Source organism: uncultured Flavobacterium sp., from assembly GCF_963974175.1.
In the GTDB taxonomy this organism is placed as follows: Bacteria; Bacteroidota; Bacteroidia; order Flavobacteriales; family Flavobacteriaceae; genus Flavobacterium.
Genome location: NZ_CAXBBR010000004.1, coordinates 74,557 through 92,750 on the forward strand (window position 1 = coordinate 74,557; position 18,194 = coordinate 92,750).

General features: G+C 32.5%; 15 protein-coding genes and 1 pseudogene. 1 reads left to right on the plus strand and 15 read right to left on the minus strand.

Going from position 1 to position 18,194, the window contains the following annotated elements; translation table 11 throughout:
- Window positions 1-118: 118 nt before the first annotated feature.
- From AAC069_RS07745 to AAC069_RS07810, 14 genes and pseudogenes are all read right to left on the minus strand, one after another.
- Window positions 119-4,303, minus strand: coding sequence for a chemotaxis protein CheB (locus AAC069_RS07745; protein ID WP_339919905.1), 4,185 nt, complete (start codon window positions 4,301-4,303; stop codon window positions 119-121).
- Between the two features lie 404 nt (window positions 4,304-4,707).
- A complete protein-coding gene (locus AAC069_RS07750) occupies window positions 4,708-5,232 on the minus strand; it encodes a GNAT family N-acetyltransferase (RefSeq protein ID WP_339919906.1) in 525 nt (174 codons plus the stop codon).
- Window positions 5,233-5,787, minus strand: coding sequence for a GNAT family N-acetyltransferase (locus tag AAC069_RS07755; RefSeq protein WP_339919907.1), 555 nt, complete (start codon window positions 5,785-5,787; stop codon window positions 5,233-5,235).
- A 209-nt stretch (window positions 5,788-5,996) separates the two neighbouring features.
- On the minus strand, window positions 5,997-6,797 hold the full coding sequence (locus AAC069_RS07760; RefSeq protein WP_339919908.1) for a hypothetical protein: 801 nt from the start codon (window positions 6,795-6,797) through the stop codon (window positions 5,997-5,999).
- Window positions 6,798-7,001: 204 nt separating this feature from the next.
- The gene (locus tag AAC069_RS07765; protein WP_339919909.1) at window positions 7,002-7,256 is read right to left on the minus strand and encodes an FUSC family protein; all 255 of its coding nucleotides are present in this window, start codon (window positions 7,254-7,256) and stop codon (window positions 7,002-7,004) included.
- A gap of 745 nt (window positions 7,257-8,001) precedes the next feature.
- Window positions 8,002-8,679: a CPBP family intramembrane glutamic endopeptidase gene (locus AAC069_RS07770; protein ID WP_339919910.1), complete on the minus strand. Its 678-nt coding sequence runs from the start codon at window positions 8,677-8,679 to the stop codon at window positions 8,002-8,004.
- Window positions 8,680-8,837: 158 nt separating this feature from the next.
- Entirely contained in the window at window positions 8,838-9,344 is a 507-nt protein-coding gene (locus tag AAC069_RS07775) for a hypothetical protein (protein ID WP_339919911.1), read from the minus strand.
- 327 nt (window positions 9,345-9,671) lie between these two features.
- Window positions 9,672-10,178, minus strand: coding sequence for a hypothetical protein (locus AAC069_RS07780; protein WP_339919912.1), 507 nt, complete (start codon window positions 10,176-10,178; stop codon window positions 9,672-9,674).
- A gap of 151 nt (window positions 10,179-10,329) precedes the next feature.
- Window positions 10,330-10,893, minus strand: coding sequence for a hypothetical protein (locus tag AAC069_RS07785; protein WP_339919913.1), 564 nt, complete (start codon window positions 10,891-10,893; stop codon window positions 10,330-10,332).
- Window positions 10,894-11,020: 127 nt separating this feature from the next.
- A pseudogene (locus AAC069_RS07790) lies at window positions 11,021-11,194 on the minus strand (tyrosine-type recombinase/integrase); the annotation flags it as partial.
- Between the two features lie 526 nt (window positions 11,195-11,720).
- Window positions 11,721-13,349, minus strand: a complete 1,629-nt coding sequence (locus tag AAC069_RS07795; protein ID WP_339919914.1) for a long-chain fatty acid--CoA ligase — start codon at window positions 13,347-13,349, stop codon at window positions 11,721-11,723.
- A gap of 436 nt (window positions 13,350-13,785) precedes the next feature.
- Window positions 13,786-14,778: a phosphotransferase gene (locus AAC069_RS07800; protein WP_339919915.1), complete on the minus strand. Its 993-nt coding sequence runs from the start codon at window positions 14,776-14,778 to the stop codon at window positions 13,786-13,788.
- Between the two features lie 103 nt (window positions 14,779-14,881).
- Complete coding sequence (locus AAC069_RS07805) at window positions 14,882-15,922, minus strand: serine hydrolase domain-containing protein (protein WP_339919916.1); 1,041 nt, start codon at window positions 15,920-15,922, stop codon at window positions 14,882-14,884.
- Between the two features lie 155 nt (window positions 15,923-16,077).
- Window positions 16,078-17,076 (minus strand): YhdH/YhfP family quinone oxidoreductase, encoded by a 999-nt coding sequence (locus AAC069_RS07810; RefSeq protein WP_339919917.1) that lies wholly within the window; start codon window positions 17,074-17,076, stop codon window positions 16,078-16,080.
- A gap of 139 nt (window positions 17,077-17,215) precedes the next feature.
- Between AAC069_RS07810 and AAC069_RS07815 the strand changes: the two genes are divergently transcribed.
- Window positions 17,216-17,542, plus strand: coding sequence for a helix-turn-helix domain-containing protein (locus AAC069_RS07815; protein WP_339919918.1), 327 nt, complete (start codon window positions 17,216-17,218; stop codon window positions 17,540-17,542).
- 111 nt (window positions 17,543-17,653) lie between these two features.
- On the opposite strand, the gene AAC069_RS07820 is transcribed toward AAC069_RS07815, so the two are convergent.
- On the minus strand, window positions 17,654-18,184 hold the full coding sequence (locus AAC069_RS07820) for a CIA30 family protein (RefSeq protein ID WP_339919919.1): 531 nt from the start codon (window positions 18,182-18,184) through the stop codon (window positions 17,654-17,656).
- Window positions 18,185-18,194: the final 10 nt, after the last annotated feature.

The window sequence follows — 18,194 nt, forward strand, 5'->3', positions numbered from 1 at the left end:
CGCACAGCGGTTGTTCAATGAGATTTTCATTCGTTTTACTAATGTTTGAAGTCTGAATAAAACTTTCACTTTCCAACGCGTTGGTGTTTCTTTCATTATTAAACTCGCACATCAATGATTATTGTTTCCTTTTTACTAATTCCACTATTTTACTATATAGTAAGTTTTCGTTAATAGGTTTGGGAATATAATCGTCCAGACCAAATTCTTTGCATTTGGAAACATCTGCTTTGGTTACATCTGCTGTTAAAGCAATTATTGGAATTTGAGATTTCATTGTTTTGCGTATGTAATCTGTTGCCTCAAATCCATTCATTTCTGGCATCTGCAAATCCATCAAAATAATATCGTAGGTATTGGTTTTCAATTTTTCTATTGCAATTTTTCCATTTTCTACTATTTCATGTTCAAATCCAAAATCACTTAAAATAATTTTGATTAATAATTGATTTAATGCAACATCTTCGGCAACTAATATTCGCAGATTTTTAATTTCTGAATCCTGTTGTAGTATTTCTGTTTCTTCTTCAGGTTTCACATTTGTTTTTCCAAAAGGCAGGGTAAAACTAAATGTTGAACCTTTACTTAGCTCGCTCCTTAAGCTAATACTTCCTCCTTGTGCTTCTATTAGTTGTTTAACAATAGCGAGCCCTAATCCCGTTCCTCCATAGCAATTCGCTGTGCTGCATTCAGCCTGTTCAAAAACATTGAAAATTGAAGTTATTTTGTCAGCAGCAATGCCAATTCCTGAATCAGTAACAGCAAATTCAATAGTCACATTTTCTTTGTCTTCGTTTAGTAATTTGACGCTTAATAAAACTGTTCCTTTGTGTGTAAATTTTACGGCATTGCTTATTAGGTTTAAAATAATCTGATTTAATCTTAATGAATCGCCTAAAAGCATTGATGGTATTTTGCTGTCGTATTCGTTTACAAGATCTAAATTCTTTTGTTTTACTTTCAGGTTGAAAGAATGTAGTATTGTATTTAATGACTCCCGTATTTCAAACGGTTTTTTTTCAAATGTCATTCTACCTGCATCTACTTTTGCCAAATCAAGGATATCGTTTATGAGCAGGTTTAGAGACTTGCCACTTGTTTTTATCGCTTGCACATATTCTTCTTGTTCATTGCCTAATTCGGTTTTTAATAACACATTTGTAAATCCTAAAATCGAATTTAAAGGTGTTCGAATTTCATGGCTCATGTTTGATAAAAACTGTTGTTTGGACAGCGTAGCATGTTCTGCAGCTATCTTTGCGTCCATCAATTCATTTTCAAACAGTTTCTGTGCTGTAATATCAATGCTGACTCCGGTAAGCGTAATGGGTTCTCCGGCATCATTATAGAAATACTGACCAGTTGATTTTATCCAGCGTATATTTCCATTATCGGCGCGCTTTATCCGATAGCTCACTTCATACAAAGTTTTTGTTTTAAGAGCCTTTTCTACTTCAGCAAATGCAGTTTCTTTATCTTCTTCAACTATCAGTTTATGCCACTCTTCGTAGGTAAGTTTTTTTTCCAGATTAGTATAGCCCCACATTTTTTTATGTAAACTAGACCACTCCAATGTTTGATTAGCAATATCCAACGACCATATACCTACTTCGGCTGCAGTTGTGGCTATCTCAAAATGTTCTTTAGTTTTTCGTAATTGTTGTTGGCTTTCTTCTATTTTTATTTTTGCATTTGCTTGTTCAGTAACATCTGAAATGGCAAGTAAAATTAACTCTTCATGATTCATTTTTTGCAAAATGCGTCTTGCGTTGAGCACCATTGTTTTTTCTCCAATGAGTGGGAAAGTATGTGTAATTTCAAAATCATGGAAGTGAGAGTTTTTTGGAAGTAAGTTTTCCAATAGTTCACGTAGGCGCGGAATATCCCATTGCTTGTTTCCTAAATCATACAGCAGTATACCTTCTGTCTCTCCTTCTTTAACATTAAATGTTTTATAGAATGTTTTGTTAGCTGATTTTACACGAAGATTTTTATCTAACACTAGCATAGGTTCGTGTATAGTAGCAAATAAAGCTTCAGAATAATCGTATGCTTCGTTGAGTAGATCGTTGCGTGTTTGCAGCTCCTGATTAGTGGTAGTGAGTTCTTCGTTGGCAGATTCTATTTCTTCTTTTGAAGTTTCTAGTTCCTCATTTACAGTTTGCAATTCTTCGTTGCTTGATACTACTTCTTCATTGGCACTTTGCAATTCTTCGGCAAAAGCTTCCTGTTCTTGTGCAATTGCAAGTGCATCAGCGTGTGCTGCTGCCAATTCCAGTTCTAATTTTTTTATCCTTCGGTCTTTTGCAAGCGAATTGCTTTTTCCACCTTCATCATTGTGCGAAAAAATCTCTGTTGGTTCCTGCTCTGTAAAAAGAACTAAGAGTAGTGGTTCATCCCATCCAATAGTTATCGGGTCAATTTTAAGCGGAACAATTTCCAAACTTATAATTTTGACTTCGGAATTTACTTTCATTTCAATTCCGGTTTTGCGAATGCTTTGCTTTGATTTTATGACTTTTGAAACTGCATTGCGCAATTCAAAAGCAATTTCGGGTCGTGCCATTTTTAAAATATTAAAAGTGGCTTTGCCTTTTGGATGTGTGAGAAATAAATCGGTTGTACCGCGAAACTGCACAATTTCCATTTGGTAATTGATCACAACGCTCGCAGGCATAAAATCAGAAACAAGCACGGCATCAATGGCGTTGTCAAGTTTGTTGTGATTATCAGAAATAATTTGTTTTGTTTTACTTTTATTCATTACAGGAAAATTGTTATCGGAAAAAGCTTGTTGCTCATAGCGTGGTAATAGAGCAGGCAGCGAGCGTGTGCCCGAATTTATTTTACGTGAAAATATTTTATAGTTTTTATCAAAGTCCGCAAAAAGATTTGCAGAGTGACTGATGCTTTCTGATTTGCCAAGCATCAAAAATCCATCTTCATTTAAAGCATAATGAAATGTATTGACGGCTTTTTTTTGTGCGGGGTTATCAAAATATATAAATAGGTTGCAACAACTAAGGAAATCGAGGCGAGAAAAAGGAGGGTCACGTAAAATATTATGAGTAGCAAATACGCACATATCGCGTAGGGCTTTGTTCACCTGGTATCCACGAGCTCCTTTGGTAAAGAATCGGTCTACGCGTTTTGGTGAAACATTTTCTAAGTCATGTTCGGTATAATTGCCAGTACGTGCCTTGTTTATTGCCTGTTCACTAAGATCTGTTGCAAAAATATGAACGGGTATATTAGTTGTATTCCTTTCCTGAATTTCAGTTAAGATCATTGCAATGGAATACACTTCTTCGCCTGTGGCACAGGCGGGAATCCATATGCGCAGTGACTCTCCAGTTTTTTTTCTTTTGAGTAGCATTGGGAAAAGATTTTCTTTTAAATATTTGTAGGTTTCAGCATCACGAAAAAAACTAGTTACATTAATCAATAAATCTTGGTAAAGAATATCAATTTCTTCTTTTTTTTGTGAAAGCAGATTTGCATATTCATTAAGTTGCGTTATTTTATACAACAACATTCTGCGAATGATCCGCCTCTTGATCGTGTTCATTTTATACACGCTGAAATCAACACCGGTGGTTTTGTGTAATAGATTTAGAATGATTTTTAAATCGGGATTGCTGTTTTCAATTAAATCTTCTTCACCACTTTTCACTCCAATGGCTTTTATAAGAGGATGTTTACTTAGCCGCGCTAATTCGAGTGCAATATCTTTTGGCGACAAAATAAAATCTGCGGTACCTGCCGCAATTGCCGAATGAGGCATACTGGTAAATTTTGCACTATCGTCTTGGGCAAAAGTTAAGCCACCCTCGTGCTTGATAGCTTGCATACCTACTGTTCCATCGCTTGCGCTGCCGCTAAGAATAATTCCGATGACTCTTTCTTTTTGTGCTTCGGCAAGTGAGGAGAAAAGAATATCAATTGAAATTGCTGTACTACTTTTTGAACGCGGAATTAATTTTATATGACCGTCAGTTACTTCAATTCCTTTGTTGTATGGAATAACAAAAACATTATCGGGCTGTATTAGATCCATGTCATCAATCTCCTGGACTATCATCTTTGTTTTCTTGGACAAAATTTCAGTCAACATGCTTTTGTGATCGGGGCTAAGGTGCTGCACATATATATAGGCCATGCCCGTGTCGGCTGGAAGATATTTTAATAACTCAATCATAGCTTCTAATCCACCTGCCGATGCGCCAATAGCAACTACTGGAAAAGAATTTTCTTTAACTTCTGCTTTTGCAGGCGATTTAGTTTTGGTTGAATTTGCTTTCATATCAAATAAGAATATTGAGATTATCTGAAATTATTTGACTAAGTTAGTCATGTAAGTACTCAATAGCTATAAATAATAGTAATTATGTTTAATCGAAGGTGATGAGGCAGGCAAAATAAAATGTGAAGTAAGTTTACGTTAGCTTTTGTGCGGTTGAGTTGCTGCTCATTTTATTTTGCGAAGGATGGCAAAAAAGGCTTGTCCCTCCTTGCACAAAGCCAGTTTCACGCAGGAAGTTTGAAGTCAAAGTCTCGTCATAAGGTTGCGCATAACGTTATGCCACTTAGCGAGGTCGTGGACTTTTGAAAACGAGAACTTTCGGTTAAACGTAAACGTCATTAAAAACGGAAATTGCACTAAATTCGCAATCTTGCCAAACGGCTGATAGCGGTTCGTTGTTTTTCTCATCTATTAATTGTTTCATTATTTATTTCTAATTTCCAATTGTATAGCGTTTCTGTTTCTCCATTTTTAGTGAAATTATTTTTTTGAAGAACTTTGAAAGATGCCGTATTTGTTTTGTCTGTCGAAGCAGTAATTGATTTTACAATTGTTTGCTTTTTAGTCCATTTAATAATTCCGCCTACAATTTCTGTCATAAATCCTTTTCCTTGAAACTCGTCATAAGTTCCGTAACCAATTTCTATTTCTCCATTCTTATTTGGTTCTCCAACAATAAGTAAATCTCCTATCATTTTGTTTTCAGCTTTTGAAATAGCTGTCCAAAGTGTCGAATATAAAAAGTCTTTTGTTTTATCCGTCACGTTTGGCAAAATTGTTTGTTCAAATGCTTCTTTTAATTCAGGTGAAATTATTCTTGAAGTTTTATTCAAGTTAAGTTCTTCTTCCAAAGAATTGTCGCATTTTGTATATTTTACTAATTGATCGTATGTCAATGGTTTTAATATTAGTCTTTCTGTTTCTATCATTTACTTGATTTTGTTTTTTTTATTTTCCCATTCACTAGAATTTATTCTATAAATGGTTACTGACATTCCTTTAAATTCGGTAGTTTTATCTTTTCTCATTCCGTTTCTGCTTGCAACTTTTTCAGAATTAATATTTTCAGTATGAATTATTGAAATTAAACTTTCAGTAAATTTATTTTCAAATGCAAAATTTTTACATTTTTCAGTTGATTCTGTTGGAAACCCCTTTTTTCTGTATTCTGACAAAATTGAATATGCAATTTCAATTTCTTGTTTTCCTTCAATTTCTCTTACTAAAAGTCCACTTTGTCCAACAATTTTATTTGTATTTTTTTCTATCAGTATATTTTGTCCGCCTAAATCATTTTTATATCTATCAAATGTCATTTCAAACCAAAGTTTACATCTTTCATTTGGAGTTTCAACTTTGTCAACTCCTAAAAAACGACAAACTTCATTGTCTTTGAACAATTCTATACAATCATCAAAATCCTCAATATTTAATAGCCTAAATTTTAACCTTTCCGTTTCTTCTCCTTCTAATGTATATTTCATTCCGTAATTCTTATTCTACAATTTATAAAAGTATAAATTTATTTTTTTGGTTTCGTTTTTTTTAGTTAATAGTATTGATAAACGTTTCGCCACTTTGAGATGGCTGGAAGTTCGTAACCGCTCAATTTTCGGCTTAACGAAAACTTGATGCGAAACGGTAATCCCACAAAATGCCAGCTATATCAAAACAGCGGTTCGTGGCTGTGTTTTTATTCAGCTGTTATAGTAAGTTCTTCTGTTTCAGTATTAAATTCTTCATCAAATTTGTGTTGTTTCAGTTTCCATAACCAGTAAATTCCACCTAATGGAATTCCAAAAGTCCAAACTGAACCCATAAAACCCATAAAACTAAAACTAATTCCAAAGAAAAATTGAAAATTTAGAATTTTATATGAAAGTCCTTCGACAGCAGAATATGTAATAGTTGGAACGTTGAAAAATAATACAGCTAGATATTTCAACCATTTTTTTGATAATGTACTTTTCTTAATTGCTCGTATTGCATAAATATTGAATAATAGAACAGCTAATGGTAGCACTCCGAAAAACCAAAAAAGAATCATATTCGGTATGGGTGCTTTTACATCTAAGGTATTTATATTAATTATCTTTTTTGAATTGTCATCAAACAAAACCTGAAAAACTCCAAATTCTTTTTCATTTGTAAATTCAATTAATGCAAGTGTAGTATTTGGTGGTGTGTTTTCACTTTCAATTGTTGAACGTTTTTTCTCAGATTTCATAAGTGAATACTCAAACTTATCTCCAAAGTTTCGTTGTACTAATCCTCGGAATTGCTCCAAACCCAATTTTAAAGTGTCAATGTTTGTGTTTTTACCCATTTCACTTTCTAAAGCCATTTGAGTAACACATTTATCATAGTCCTTTTTCATTAATGTTTCCACAAACTCTTTTGTCTTATCTTTAAAAGTAAAACTATCTTTAACAAAATCACAACTTACAAAAAGTGAAATTGTTAAAAGCAAAATTGAAATTCTAATTTTATTCATATTTTCTATTTATTCAGTTTTAAAATAGACACCAACGTTATGCCACTTTGAGATGAATGGAAGTTCATAAATGCTAAATTTTCGGCTTAACGAAAACTTGATGCGAAACGGTAATTAATTCAAAAAAAATACTGTTGCCGTATTTTTCGTTAGCAAATTAGCGAACTGTTATAAGTCCAATAAGTATTGTCTTTCTATTATTGATTATTTCAAATTTCGCACCTTCAAAAGTTCTTCCAAGTCTTTACTTCTTTTGTTTTTAGGGTCATTAACCATTTTGTAGATCAAATACAAAGGGATTAATGTAAGCATTCCCCAACTGTTTTTAACAATACTGTAAAATATTATTCCGAATAAAACCCCAATAATCAAAGCATTAGCGATTGAAAATGATCTCATTTTTTTTGCTTCATCTAATAATTCTTGGTCAGTTAATTCTGAAAGGTCTTTGTTTGTCATTGTTTATTTTGTTTGATGTTATTTATTGAGCAGTCGGCAGCGTAATAGAAGCCAACGTTATGACACTTTGAGATGGATGGAAGTTCGTAACCTCTCAATTTTCGGCTGAACGAAAACTTGATGCGAAACGTTAATTCCACTGAACTCCAGCTAGCTCAAAATAGCTGCTGCCATTTCGTTGTTTATTGCACGTTCGATTAAATTACGATTTGTACTTTTCAGCGTTTAAAATTCGGTAAGCTTTTAGTAACAATACTTCTAATTTTATTAATTCCGTATCTACGGAAATTCTTGATACAGTTCGGCTTCTACTTTCAATTCGGCAAATAAGTAATTAAATGAGCTTATATATTCATTCTTAATTTGAAAGAGAGACTAACCATATTTATAGTTTTACTCGTTAAAAAAATGTGTTTTCGATTCTATATGTTTTTCGAATTCAGATTTAATCATTTTTATTTCTATTTATTTTTTGCTTTATTTGAAAGTATTCCAACGAATACAATAGCTAAGCCAAAAAATATTACTGCAAACCCCGTCCAGAACAAAATTCTATTATTGTTGCGACCGTAAAACATAAATCCAATTCCAAAGCATTGTATAGCAATTCCAATTATTGATAAAGTGTGTTTTTTCATTTTTAAAAAAATTAAGGTTTTATTGTTTATTAATTAGTAAAATTTATTTTTTGTTGCGTCACATTCTTCACTCTGCGCCACAATGAATGGCTGTTAGCAATAGTTTTTTATATTATTAGTTTATAAGCAATAATAATTAAAAATGGTAAACTATTATTTAATGCGTGAAAAAAATAAGAATAAAAAATATTATATTTTCGGGTAATATAACAGAAAAATAAACCAGCAATTATTTTTTCTGTTATGCCTAATAAATTTATATATTCAAAATCATGGAAGTTTGATAAGTGCATAAGACCAAAAATAATTGAAGAAATCCAGATTAAATATTTTAAATTTTCATTAATAAAAAGCAAAAATTTTTCATAGAGTTGATTTTGAAAGTAAATAAAGCATGTTAAGATTATTAATACTATTATCGATGAGTTTCGATATATGTCGACTTTGATAAATGTTGCTAATAAAATTATTACAGCGATGACACTAATTATAAAAATCTTTTTGTTCTTAAATCTCAAAAATCCTCGATAACTAAATTCTTCAATCAACGGAATTAAAATTAGATATGGAAAAATTTTTTCCATATTATATAATGTTAAATCACTTTCTTCGATAAATGGTTCATTAGTATAAAAAGATTTGATAAATAAAACCAAGAAATTTAAAACTGTAAGAAAAATAAAAATTATAAAATCTTTTCTAAAATTTCTACTGCTCTTTTTGTAGGGATTATTTATAAATTTTAAAAAATCATTTTTTGTTATGCATTCAAAAAGATTCGTCATTCGATATTGGCAGTTATTATTAAAATTATGGCTAACGTTATGACACTTTGAGATGGATGGAAGTTCGTAACCTCTCAATTTTCTGCTTAACAAAACTTGATGTGAGAAGATAATTCTACTAAACTACAGCTAGCTCAATGGCTGTTAGCAGAATTTTTTTATTCACAATCACTATTATATGCTTTTACAATTTTTTCCTTGTCAGATGTTTTATAATTTTCTGTTTCATTCCAATCTTTTAAAAGACTGGGGCAATCACTTATTAATTCTGCAATTCTATTTCTTGGATTTAATACATTTAAATAAAAAATTTTATCATTTTTAACCATCACGGGTAAAATTCCATTATAACCATTACTTGTATAAACTTTATAAAATGATATTTTTCCTATAATATTTACTTCATAGAAGTTATTTAAATCATTTTTTAAAATAGTAAAGGTTCTATATCCATTAGAGGTATATGATGAAAAAGATTTAATTAGCTTTGGACTCAAACTCATTTTTGTTCCGTTTGCAATTACATTTACCCTTTTATTAGAGAAATTAATAATTTCACATTTGATAGTATCATTTTTATTATTTACATAAAATTGATCATATTTTTTTTGAGCAGACATTAAATTTCCTAAAAATAATAAGGAAAAAAGGAAAATTTGTTTCATTGTTTTTATTTGTAATTTTGTTTTAAAATTTCTGCTAACTTTAAAGCGTTCGCAAGTTTCGGTTTTTCAGTTTCCACTTTTCCAACTTCTGTTGGAAGTTTTCAACTTTCGCCTTTCTGCATTATTTAAGTAAAATCAAACTGCGAATATTATAATTATTTTCAACTGTGTCTTCTCGGCACAAGTAGCATATAACGTTTTACCACTTTTAGATGGCTGGAAGTTCTTAACCGCTCAATTTTCGGCTTAATGAATACTTGATGCGAAACGATAATTCCACTAAATTCGCAAATGGCGCAAGACGTGTGTTATGGGTTGTTAATGTATTTAATCCTTAATTTCATTTGAAACACTTTCAATTAAATTTGCACAGTTTAAAACAAAATCATCATCTACTTCTATTAATGTGTTAATTTCAGAAACGTCACCTTCATCAAAGAAATTTTCACCATGCAATTTTATTTTAAATGGGAGAAATTCAGATTTTGAAACTAAAGTTTCATAACTTCTTCCTTCTCCATGCTTTAAAACATTGATGGCACATATAAATTCATCAAAACGATTGTGAAGTTCTAAATTTTGTTTCTTCTTAAGAATATTTTTGGCTTCTTCAAATCCATTGCTGCATTCTAATTGATCCTGTAATATTGCATCAAACATCGAAAACATTCCAATCGCAAATATTGTTTTTTGAAGTTGTATCATTTGAAGATTTTTTACATGAATTGTCGATCCACTTGTTTGGAGTACTTCAATAATTTTTGAATTAGCTTCTTCTAAAGTTGCCAATGTAAAAGATGTACTTTGGTATATTAAGTCTTCAAATGCGTGCATATTTTCGTTTTTTGTTAATAACCCATAACGTGTCGCTGCTTTGAGATGGCTGGAAGTTCGTAACCGCTCAGTTTTCGGCTTAACGAAAACTTGATGCGAAACGGGAATTCCACTAAATTCCAGCTAGCTCAAAATGGCTGTTGTATGCTGTTTACTTTCGTCCAATAGTTTTATGTCTCCACACTTCAAATAAGTAACAATCTGCGTGATGTTCTTCAGGATTATTTTTAATGAGTTCTATTTGAACTTTTTTTGCTTTATCGTAATCTGAAATTAATCCGTATTGATTTAGTTCTTGAGGTAAAAATGTTTCATCAAAACCTCCACAATTTGTTAGTGCACTAATATCTCCATCTTTTTCTACCAAATCATAACCTATAAAATCAAATTCAGAACTCAAATTAGCATTCTCGCTTTTCGGTTCTTTAATGACAGCCAATAAATTAAAATATTTTAAGTCTTTTACTTTTTCCAAAACGTAATCAACAGAATTAAAAAATACTGTAACCACATTTTGGTCAGTTACAATATATTTCCATTCAGTTTCAGAATCAAAATCAGGTGTGAAGGATAAATCATTTAAAATTCCATCTAATGAAACTAATTCTTTCAGTTGATAAAGTTTAGACCATTTCAAATATTCTTCCCAACTGAATCCTGAATTATATTCTGAATCGTAAGTATTTCTTGCTGTAAATAAAATTTCTTTTTCCATTCAGGTTTTCATAAATAGCATACAACTTGTATATAGGTCTGATAACATCAGACCTATCACCCCACATTAGGGTAGATAGGTCTGACTAGAGTCAGTCTAATCTACTATCAAATATATAATAATTATCTTATAAATCATCAAATGCAATTTTTATTTGTTGCAGGCTTTTCGTACATAGATGGGTGTAGATTTCGGTTGTTTTACTGCTGCTATGACCTAATAATTCCTGAATGTAGCGTAAATCAGTTCCACTTTCTAATAGATGTGTGGCATAGCTTTGCCTAAGCCAGTGCAAAGCGACTGGTCTTCTTACAGCTTTTTTTATAATGCTTCAGAATACGTTTTTCTCCAATTGTACCGCGATTCTGTTTTCGTCTCGATGTTTTTTCAATTTTGCAGTCCAGTTCATAATGTGTTGATCTACTGATTTAAAGAGAGTACTATTTTGTTTTTAACCTCTTTTTAATCAGGTAATACGATTATTTGCAGCTTTGTTTTTGCGTAAGGGATAGCAGTGGAAATCCTTTTTACTTTATACAGCGATAGCGGAATAAAGTAAAAAGATTGTAACGAATAGCCCGACCCCGCTGCAACGGAGTGGAAGCGGGGATACGCCATAATAATCAAGCCATAAAAAAATCCGATTAGCGTTGACCAATCGGATTTTAGTAATGTAGAATTGATTCTTATTTTGTAAGTGGTAACGCCTAGCAATGACGATCTATAGATGTATCGCTTTGCGATTCCTGTTAGAAACTATTTTAAGGGCTTTAGTAGCTTATAGTAGGCTGATAGTGAATCGTTTATCAGAGCATGCAGTTCTGTGTTTACATAAGTTTTCCTTCGGCAAATAGTCTTCTAATCTCTTTTTTGTCAAATTTGCCAACGCTTGTTTTAGGCACTTCAGTTATATAAACATAGTCTTTAGGAATCTGATATTTTACAAAGTCTCTCGATAAGAATTCAATTAATTCTTCATCTGAAATTGTATCTTCAGTATTCGCTAGAACTATGGAAGCCAAAGGTTTTTCTACCCATTTTTCGTCTGCTATTGCAATTACAGCAGCTTCTCTAATTTTAGGATGCGCCATTAATGCTGATTCTAAGGCAACGCTTGAAATCCATTCGCCACCACTTTTTATAAGGTCTTTTGTGCGGTCTTTAATTTCCATATAACCATCGGCATCGATGGTGCTAACATCACCTGTTTTAAACCAACCATCGTCAGTAAAGTTTTCCTGATTATTCGTTTTAAAATAGGAATTGATAACCCAAGCGCCTTTTATTTGTAATTCTCCCATGGTCTTGCCATCTGCGGGTGCCAGAGTGCCCTCATCGGTCATAATTCGTATTTCTACACCTGGAAAAGCAGTTCCTTGTTTGGCACGAATGTTTAGTTTTTCATTTTCTGATAAATTAGCATGCACTGGTTGTAATCTAGAAACGGTACCTAAAGGAGATGTTTCTGTCATTCCCCAAGCTTGAACTCCTTTTATCCCAAAATCTTTTTCGAAACCTTCAATAAGGCTTTTAGGTAGGGCAGATCCGCCTACAATGTATTCTTGAAGTGCTAGTTTTTCTTTTGGTGGGTTTTCCTTCATGGCGTGATAAACTCCTAGCCAAATCGTGGGAACCCCATTTGCTTTAGTTATTTTCTCTTCTTGTAGAATTTTAATAATAGCTTCTGGTTGTAAGTTAGAAGATGGCAGCACCATGTTTGATCCTGACAAGAGACATAAATACGGAAACCCCCAAGCCATTACATGAAATTGAGGGACAATCAATAAAAGGGTATCTAGATTGCTGTAATTCCCTGCATTGGGTGATATAATGTTAGAAGCATGCAAATAGGTTGATCTGTGGGAATATAAAACTCCTTTTGGCAAACCGGTTGTTCCGCTGGTGTAACACATTCCGCAAGCATCATTCTCGTTTAACGTGGGCCATTCATACTCTTCAGATTGGTCTGCTAGTAAATCTTCATAATGTATCGTGTTTAGCAAAGAGGTTTTAAAATCCTTAGGCGCGTTTATTAAGACATAGCATTCTACAGTTTCTAGTAGGGGAGCGATTTTTTCTAATAGTGGGACTAAAGTAGCATCTACAAAAATCACTCTGTCTTCAGAATTGTTGATTATATATTCCGTTTGATGGCTTGTTAGTCTAATATTTATAGGATGACAAATGGCTCCAATACCTGAAATACCATAGTACAACTCTACATGTGGTGCATGGTTCCATGCAAAAGTACCCACCATGTCTCCGTTATTAATTCCTAATTTTTTAGTTAATGCATTAGCTAACTTTTTACATCGTTTATACAGATCACCAAAACGATATTCTTCTCGCGTTCCATCTGGTAAATAGGTTATTATTTTTTTATTACGATAGACGCTGTTTCCATATTCAAGAATGGTAGTTGTTGTGAGTGGATAATCCATTATTAAGCCTTCCATACTAAAAAATTTAAATTGTTATTTAATTCTATTATGTTACTTGTTGCGGAATATTAAATGAGGTTTCTTTTAGTAGGTCGTGAAATACCACACTTTTATTTTACATGAATACCAATGTCATAGTAACCCTAAAACCACTTTTGTAAGCCTTAGCTAATATATGGCTATTTTATTGCAAATCATGATAAATGAAACATTTCGTCCGTTGTCTTTTTTGAATAGCGGTCTCGAATAAGTGCAGTTAGCTGAGGCAGGACTTAGTTTTAGAGGTAGATGTAAAATTGAAAATTTGGGAGTGTTTAAAGTTGGGAGGGAGCGTTTTAATTATTTGTGTGCATGATAGTATTTTTAGTAAAAAAAACAAAGGACAGCAAATGGAAATACCGTCCCTAATTATTCAATTTTTCTAAGTATCGATGTTTGCTAAGCGCAAGTCTTATTCTATTTCAATTTCATTATATACAATCCATCGCTTTAGGTTGCCTACAAACCTTTTTAAGTGGTCTTCATTCAAAAAGATATTGGTCCAATAATCATATCTGTCGCATTGTATACTGATATAATAGGTCATAATTGTTAAACAACCGAGCGGTAGAAGTCGTTTTTCTTCCTCGCTAATTTTAGTTATCGTTTCGTAACCTTCAAGAAAACTTGCTGCTTTGATTTTGTAATCATTCTCGTTTAGATTTGTAGAAAATAGCTGAAATAGAAAATAAGAAATGTCTAAACACAACCAGCCATTACCACAGAAATCAAAATCAAAAAGGGTTACTTTATTGCCTTCATTAAAGTGCATATTATCAAACCATACGTCGAGATGAACGGCTCCAAATCGGATTTGTTCCTTATCTACAGTATTAAATTCCTGTTGTAGAAAATGAGCCATTTTTTCTAAAAAAATCGTCTCCTCAGTTTCTTTTGTAAAGAATTCCCGTGTTCGTTTAACGGAATCAATTAGCAAAACTTCGTTGTCGTATGTGATTCTGTTTAATGCAAAATCTTCTGTCTCTTTGTGGACTTTGGCCAAAGCTTGTCCGATACAAAAGCTAGTTTCAGCTGTAAATTTTGCTGATTTTGTACCTTCTGCAAACGAAAATAATACAGCATACCGTAATCCTTCAGGTGCGTTTAATTCTTGAATGTATTCGTTTAAATTATCAGTAATGGGGAAGGAAACAGGAGTTTTGTTTTTGTTCAAATGGATAAGTAGTCGTACTTCTTCGGCAACTTCTTTTTTTGTTCTCCAATTAAAAGTATAGACCCGAAGAACATATTTGGTATTATTATCAGTAACGATGTAAACGTGATTCATTCCGGCTCTGAAAAGCTTGCATTCCGTATTCTCACTTAAATCATATTTATCTTGTAATAATTCCCCAAGTTTAGTTGCAGAAAGGGTTGAATTTGTAACTGGAAATTCTTTTGTCATCTATTCTTTTATTTTTAGAATGGCTTACTATTTTTATTTTGCTTTGCGAAAAAGGGGTAATCGAAAAAAGCTCAAGATTTTTAAGGTAAATTAGGACAGATCATTACTTATCGCAAGCGCTGGGCGTTTGTTTTTTTATTAATGCCATTATTTCAGTATGCACTTTAAAGGTCTTTTTGAAATCATCTAAATTATTACCCGTGTTTTCCAAAATGATTAAGTTCATATTTGTTTGAGGATAAAAATAACAAGCAGAAACGAAACCTGGAGCATAACCTAAAGCACCAATTTGTAAATTTTGTTCACCGTCTTTAAACAGTAATCCATATCCATAGTCGATGGTGTCAAAAACAGGATGGATACGCGTAGCATATTTTGTTTCCATTAGTTTCAAGGTCTTTTTTTTGACAAGCTTTCCGGAGTAGAGTAGGTGGTTCCATTTATTTAAATCGGCAACGTTAGAGATAAATGCACCTGCTGCGGTATAATTAGATAAACTATTGGGCGTGAATTCTAAAACCCCATTTTCATTTTCCTCATATCCTTTTACCAGATGTTTATACCTTTTGTTTTTAGGGTGGAAGGTGTTTTTTAATTCATATTCGTTAAAGAGTTCTGTTGCTAGCTTTTTGAATGTTTTACCCGTTACTTTTTCAAGAATTTGTGCAAGTATTTCATAGCCTAATTGCGAATAATGAAATTGCGAACCTTGTTTGAATTCTAATGGTGCATCTAAAGCTACAATTCCGTGAGTGTGCGTAAGCAGTTGATGAATAGTGACTTCTTTTGACCAGGGTTGTTTACTATCGATCAGATATTCATTTATTTTATTGTCGAGTCTAATTTTGCCTTTTTCATATTCTCTCAGTACTAATACGGCTGTTATTTGTTTGCTTATTGAGCCAATTACAAATTGATCGTTAATGTTAAGTGGCGTTTTCTTTTTTAAATCAGAATAGCCAATGGATTTAGTGTATATCGCCTCAGAATCCTTCGTTAAAAGGACAATTCCATTAAAGCTATTATTAGCAATAATGGAATTGATATTTGCCGTTAAATCTGGGTAATCTGTCTTTTTTTGCTGTCCAAATGCTTGACAAGAGGTTAAAAAAGCAAATGCTAAAATTAGAATACTAAATTTCATTAATTGTATCTGGTTTTGAATGAAGACTCACAGTTTTGGGTAGGAAAGCTGCGTTTTTAAAAACATAACTTTCTACTATTTAAATTGAGATCTTAAAAATATTCTTTTTTATACAATTAAGCAATCTTTTTTACCAGCTGTTGTTTGACCTATTTTTAAATATCCATCTTAACCACGGTTCTTCCTTTTAATTTTCCTTTAAGCATTAAATCAATTTTTCCCTCTAATTCATTTAACGTTATTTCAGTACAAGTTTCAGTTAATGTATTTGTTTTCCAATCGTTGGATAATTTGTCCCATACTTTCTCTCTATAATTCATTGGATAATTTTGAGAGTCGATACCTATCAAGGATATCCCTCTTAAAATGAACGGAAATACAGTCAAATCAAGTTTTGGAGAGGCTACATTACCACAGCAAGTAACCACACCCATAGGACTAATGGATTTTATAATATTTTCGAGAATAACTCCACCCACGGTATCAATAGCTCCGGCAAAAGCTGGTTTTAACAAAGGTCTTTTCTCTGGTTCTTCAAAATCTTTTCGCATAATAACTTCATCTGCTCCAAGTTTCACTAAAAAGTCACGCTCTGTTTCTTTACCTGTGATTGCCGCTGTTTTATAACCTATTTTTTTTAAAATAGCGATACTTAAAGATCCCACACCACCAGTAGCACCAGAAACAACTATTGGTCCATCTTCAGGTTTTACAGTTTCGCTCAGTCGTAATACAGAAATACCTGCTGTTAATCCCGCTGTTCCAATAATCATTGCTTCTTTCATGCTTAGGTTTTCAGGTAGCTTCACTGCCCAGTCTTCTGGAACTTGGATGTATTGCCCAAAACCTCCATCAGTATTCATTCCTAAATCATAGCTTGTTACAATAACTTTGTCTTCAACTTTAAATTTATTTGATTCAGACGAAACGATTGTTCCAACAGCATCAATACCGGGTGTATGTGGATAATTTCTAGTTACCCCTTTATTTCCACTTGCAGATAACGCATCTTTGTAGTTCAATGAGCTGTAATGTACTTTGATAAGTACTTGGCCTTGAGTTAAAGTATTAAACGGCATTTCCTTAATTGTAGAAATATAATTGCCGTCTTTTTCTTCTATTCGAAAAGCCTTAAATGTTGATTGATTATTCATTGTATGTGTTTTATATGATTTGATTACTTTTGTACCAAATTTCGATTAAAATATATTGATATACAATAACTTACAAATAATTCACATACGAACATTTTGTGCTGTTTTGTATATTCATTAGCTATTTAAACAAAAAAAGATGAAAAAAAGTTACTGCCCGATTGATACTTTTATAAATGCCATTAAAGGAAAACGAAAAGGTACCATTATTTTACATCTTTATCAAGGCAATAAGAGATATAGTGAATTAGTAAGGCTAATGCCTGATATCAGTGAGCGTATGATTACTAAACAACTTAAAGAGTTAGAGAAAGATAGTTTGATTAATCGCGAAGTATTTCCAGAAGTTCCGCCTAGGGTAGAGTACAGCTTAACCGAATTAGGGAAATTAATACATCCTTTTTTAAAAGGAATGTATAAGGGAGGATTGCTTTTTGAAAATGTTATTGATAGTTTAGAAAGCTGATTATTCAGGGAGTTTTTATTTTGTACTAAGATACAACGAACAGCATACTTGCGGTCGCAGGAGTTATGCTCGCAGCAGCGACGGAGCTTTTCATTGTTGCACCAGTTAATGTTATTTTAACTCTATTTTGTCTATCAAGAGTTTGAATTTTTCCGCTTTTTTGTTCCCTATTAAAAAAGCAATTTCTTCAATATAATCTTTGTTAAAATTAGGTTGGTCAAGTCTTCTTCCTCTGAACGAAGGGTACATGTCTTTTATAGGAATTTCTATTTCTTGCCATTCACCTGAGGTAGAAAAGGGCGCTATGTAGGAGTAGTAATCTCCAGAAGTAGCTTTCATTCTGAATTGATATTTTTTACCATCACCTTTAAGTTTAATAAGTATGGTGCTGTATTCTTTTACTATTATTTTGGGGAATCGATAGCGCAAAGAAGAAAATCCTCCATTGTTGTCCAGTGATATGTTTCCTTCGAAAACACCAAAACCCTCAGGATTTAATTTAAAAGTCCCAGCTGATTCTCCTCCCATTACAACATCATCTAAAATCATCCAGTCTCGAATATCTGAATTTTTGTTAAAATCAAAAATTACTTTTGGGGTCATTGCAGAAAATAATAGTATCATATAAATTAAGTGTTTCATAGTAACTCGG

Bases quoted from the DNA above. Each gene is read 5' to 3' on its own strand.
- AAC069_RS07745 (WP_339919905.1), bottom strand. From the start codon at position 4,303: ATGAAAGCAAATTCAACCAAAACTAAATCGCCTGCAAAAGCAGAAGTT.
- AAC069_RS07750 (WP_339919906.1), bottom strand. From the start codon at position 5,232: ATGATAGAAACAGAAAGACTAATATTAAAACCATTGACATACGATCAA.
- AAC069_RS07755 (WP_339919907.1), bottom strand. From the start codon at position 5,787: ATGAAATATACATTAGAAGGAGAAGAAACGGAAAGGTTAAAATTTAGG.
- AAC069_RS07760 (WP_339919908.1), bottom strand. From the start codon at position 6,797: ATGAATAAAATTAGAATTTCAATTTTGCTTTTAACAATTTCACTTTTT.
- AAC069_RS07765 (WP_339919909.1), bottom strand. From the start codon at position 7,256: ATGACAAACAAAGACCTTTCAGAATTAACTGACCAAGAATTATTAGAT.
- AAC069_RS07770 (WP_339919910.1), bottom strand. From the start codon at position 8,679: ATGACGAATCTTTTTGAATGCATAACAAAAAATGATTTTTTAAAATTT.
- AAC069_RS07775 (WP_339919911.1), bottom strand. From the start codon at position 9,344: ATGAAACAAATTTTCCTTTTTTCCTTATTATTTTTAGGAAATTTAATG.
- AAC069_RS07780 (WP_339919912.1), bottom strand. From the start codon at position 10,178: ATGCACGCATTTGAAGACTTAATATACCAAAGTACATCTTTTACATTG.
- AAC069_RS07785 (WP_339919913.1), bottom strand. From the start codon at position 10,893: ATGGAAAAAGAAATTTTATTTACAGCAAGAAATACTTACGATTCAGAA.
- AAC069_RS07795 (WP_339919914.1), bottom strand. From the start codon at position 13,349: ATGGAAGGCTTAATAATGGATTATCCACTCACAACAACTACCATTCTT.
- AAC069_RS07800 (WP_339919915.1), bottom strand. From the start codon at position 14,778: ATGACAAAAGAATTTCCAGTTACAAATTCAACCCTTTCTGCAACTAAA.
- AAC069_RS07805 (WP_339919916.1), bottom strand. From the start codon at position 15,922: ATGAAATTTAGTATTCTAATTTTAGCATTTGCTTTTTTAACCTCTTGT.
- AAC069_RS07810 (WP_339919917.1), bottom strand. From the start codon at position 17,076: ATGAATAATCAATCAACATTTAAGGCTTTTCGAATAGAAGAAAAAGAC.
- AAC069_RS07815 (WP_339919918.1), top strand. From the start codon at position 17,216: ATGAAAAAAAGTTACTGCCCGATTGATACTTTTATAAATGCCATTAAA.
- AAC069_RS07820 (WP_339919919.1), bottom strand. From the start codon at position 18,184: ATGAAACACTTAATTTATATGATACTATTATTTTCTGCAATGACCCCA.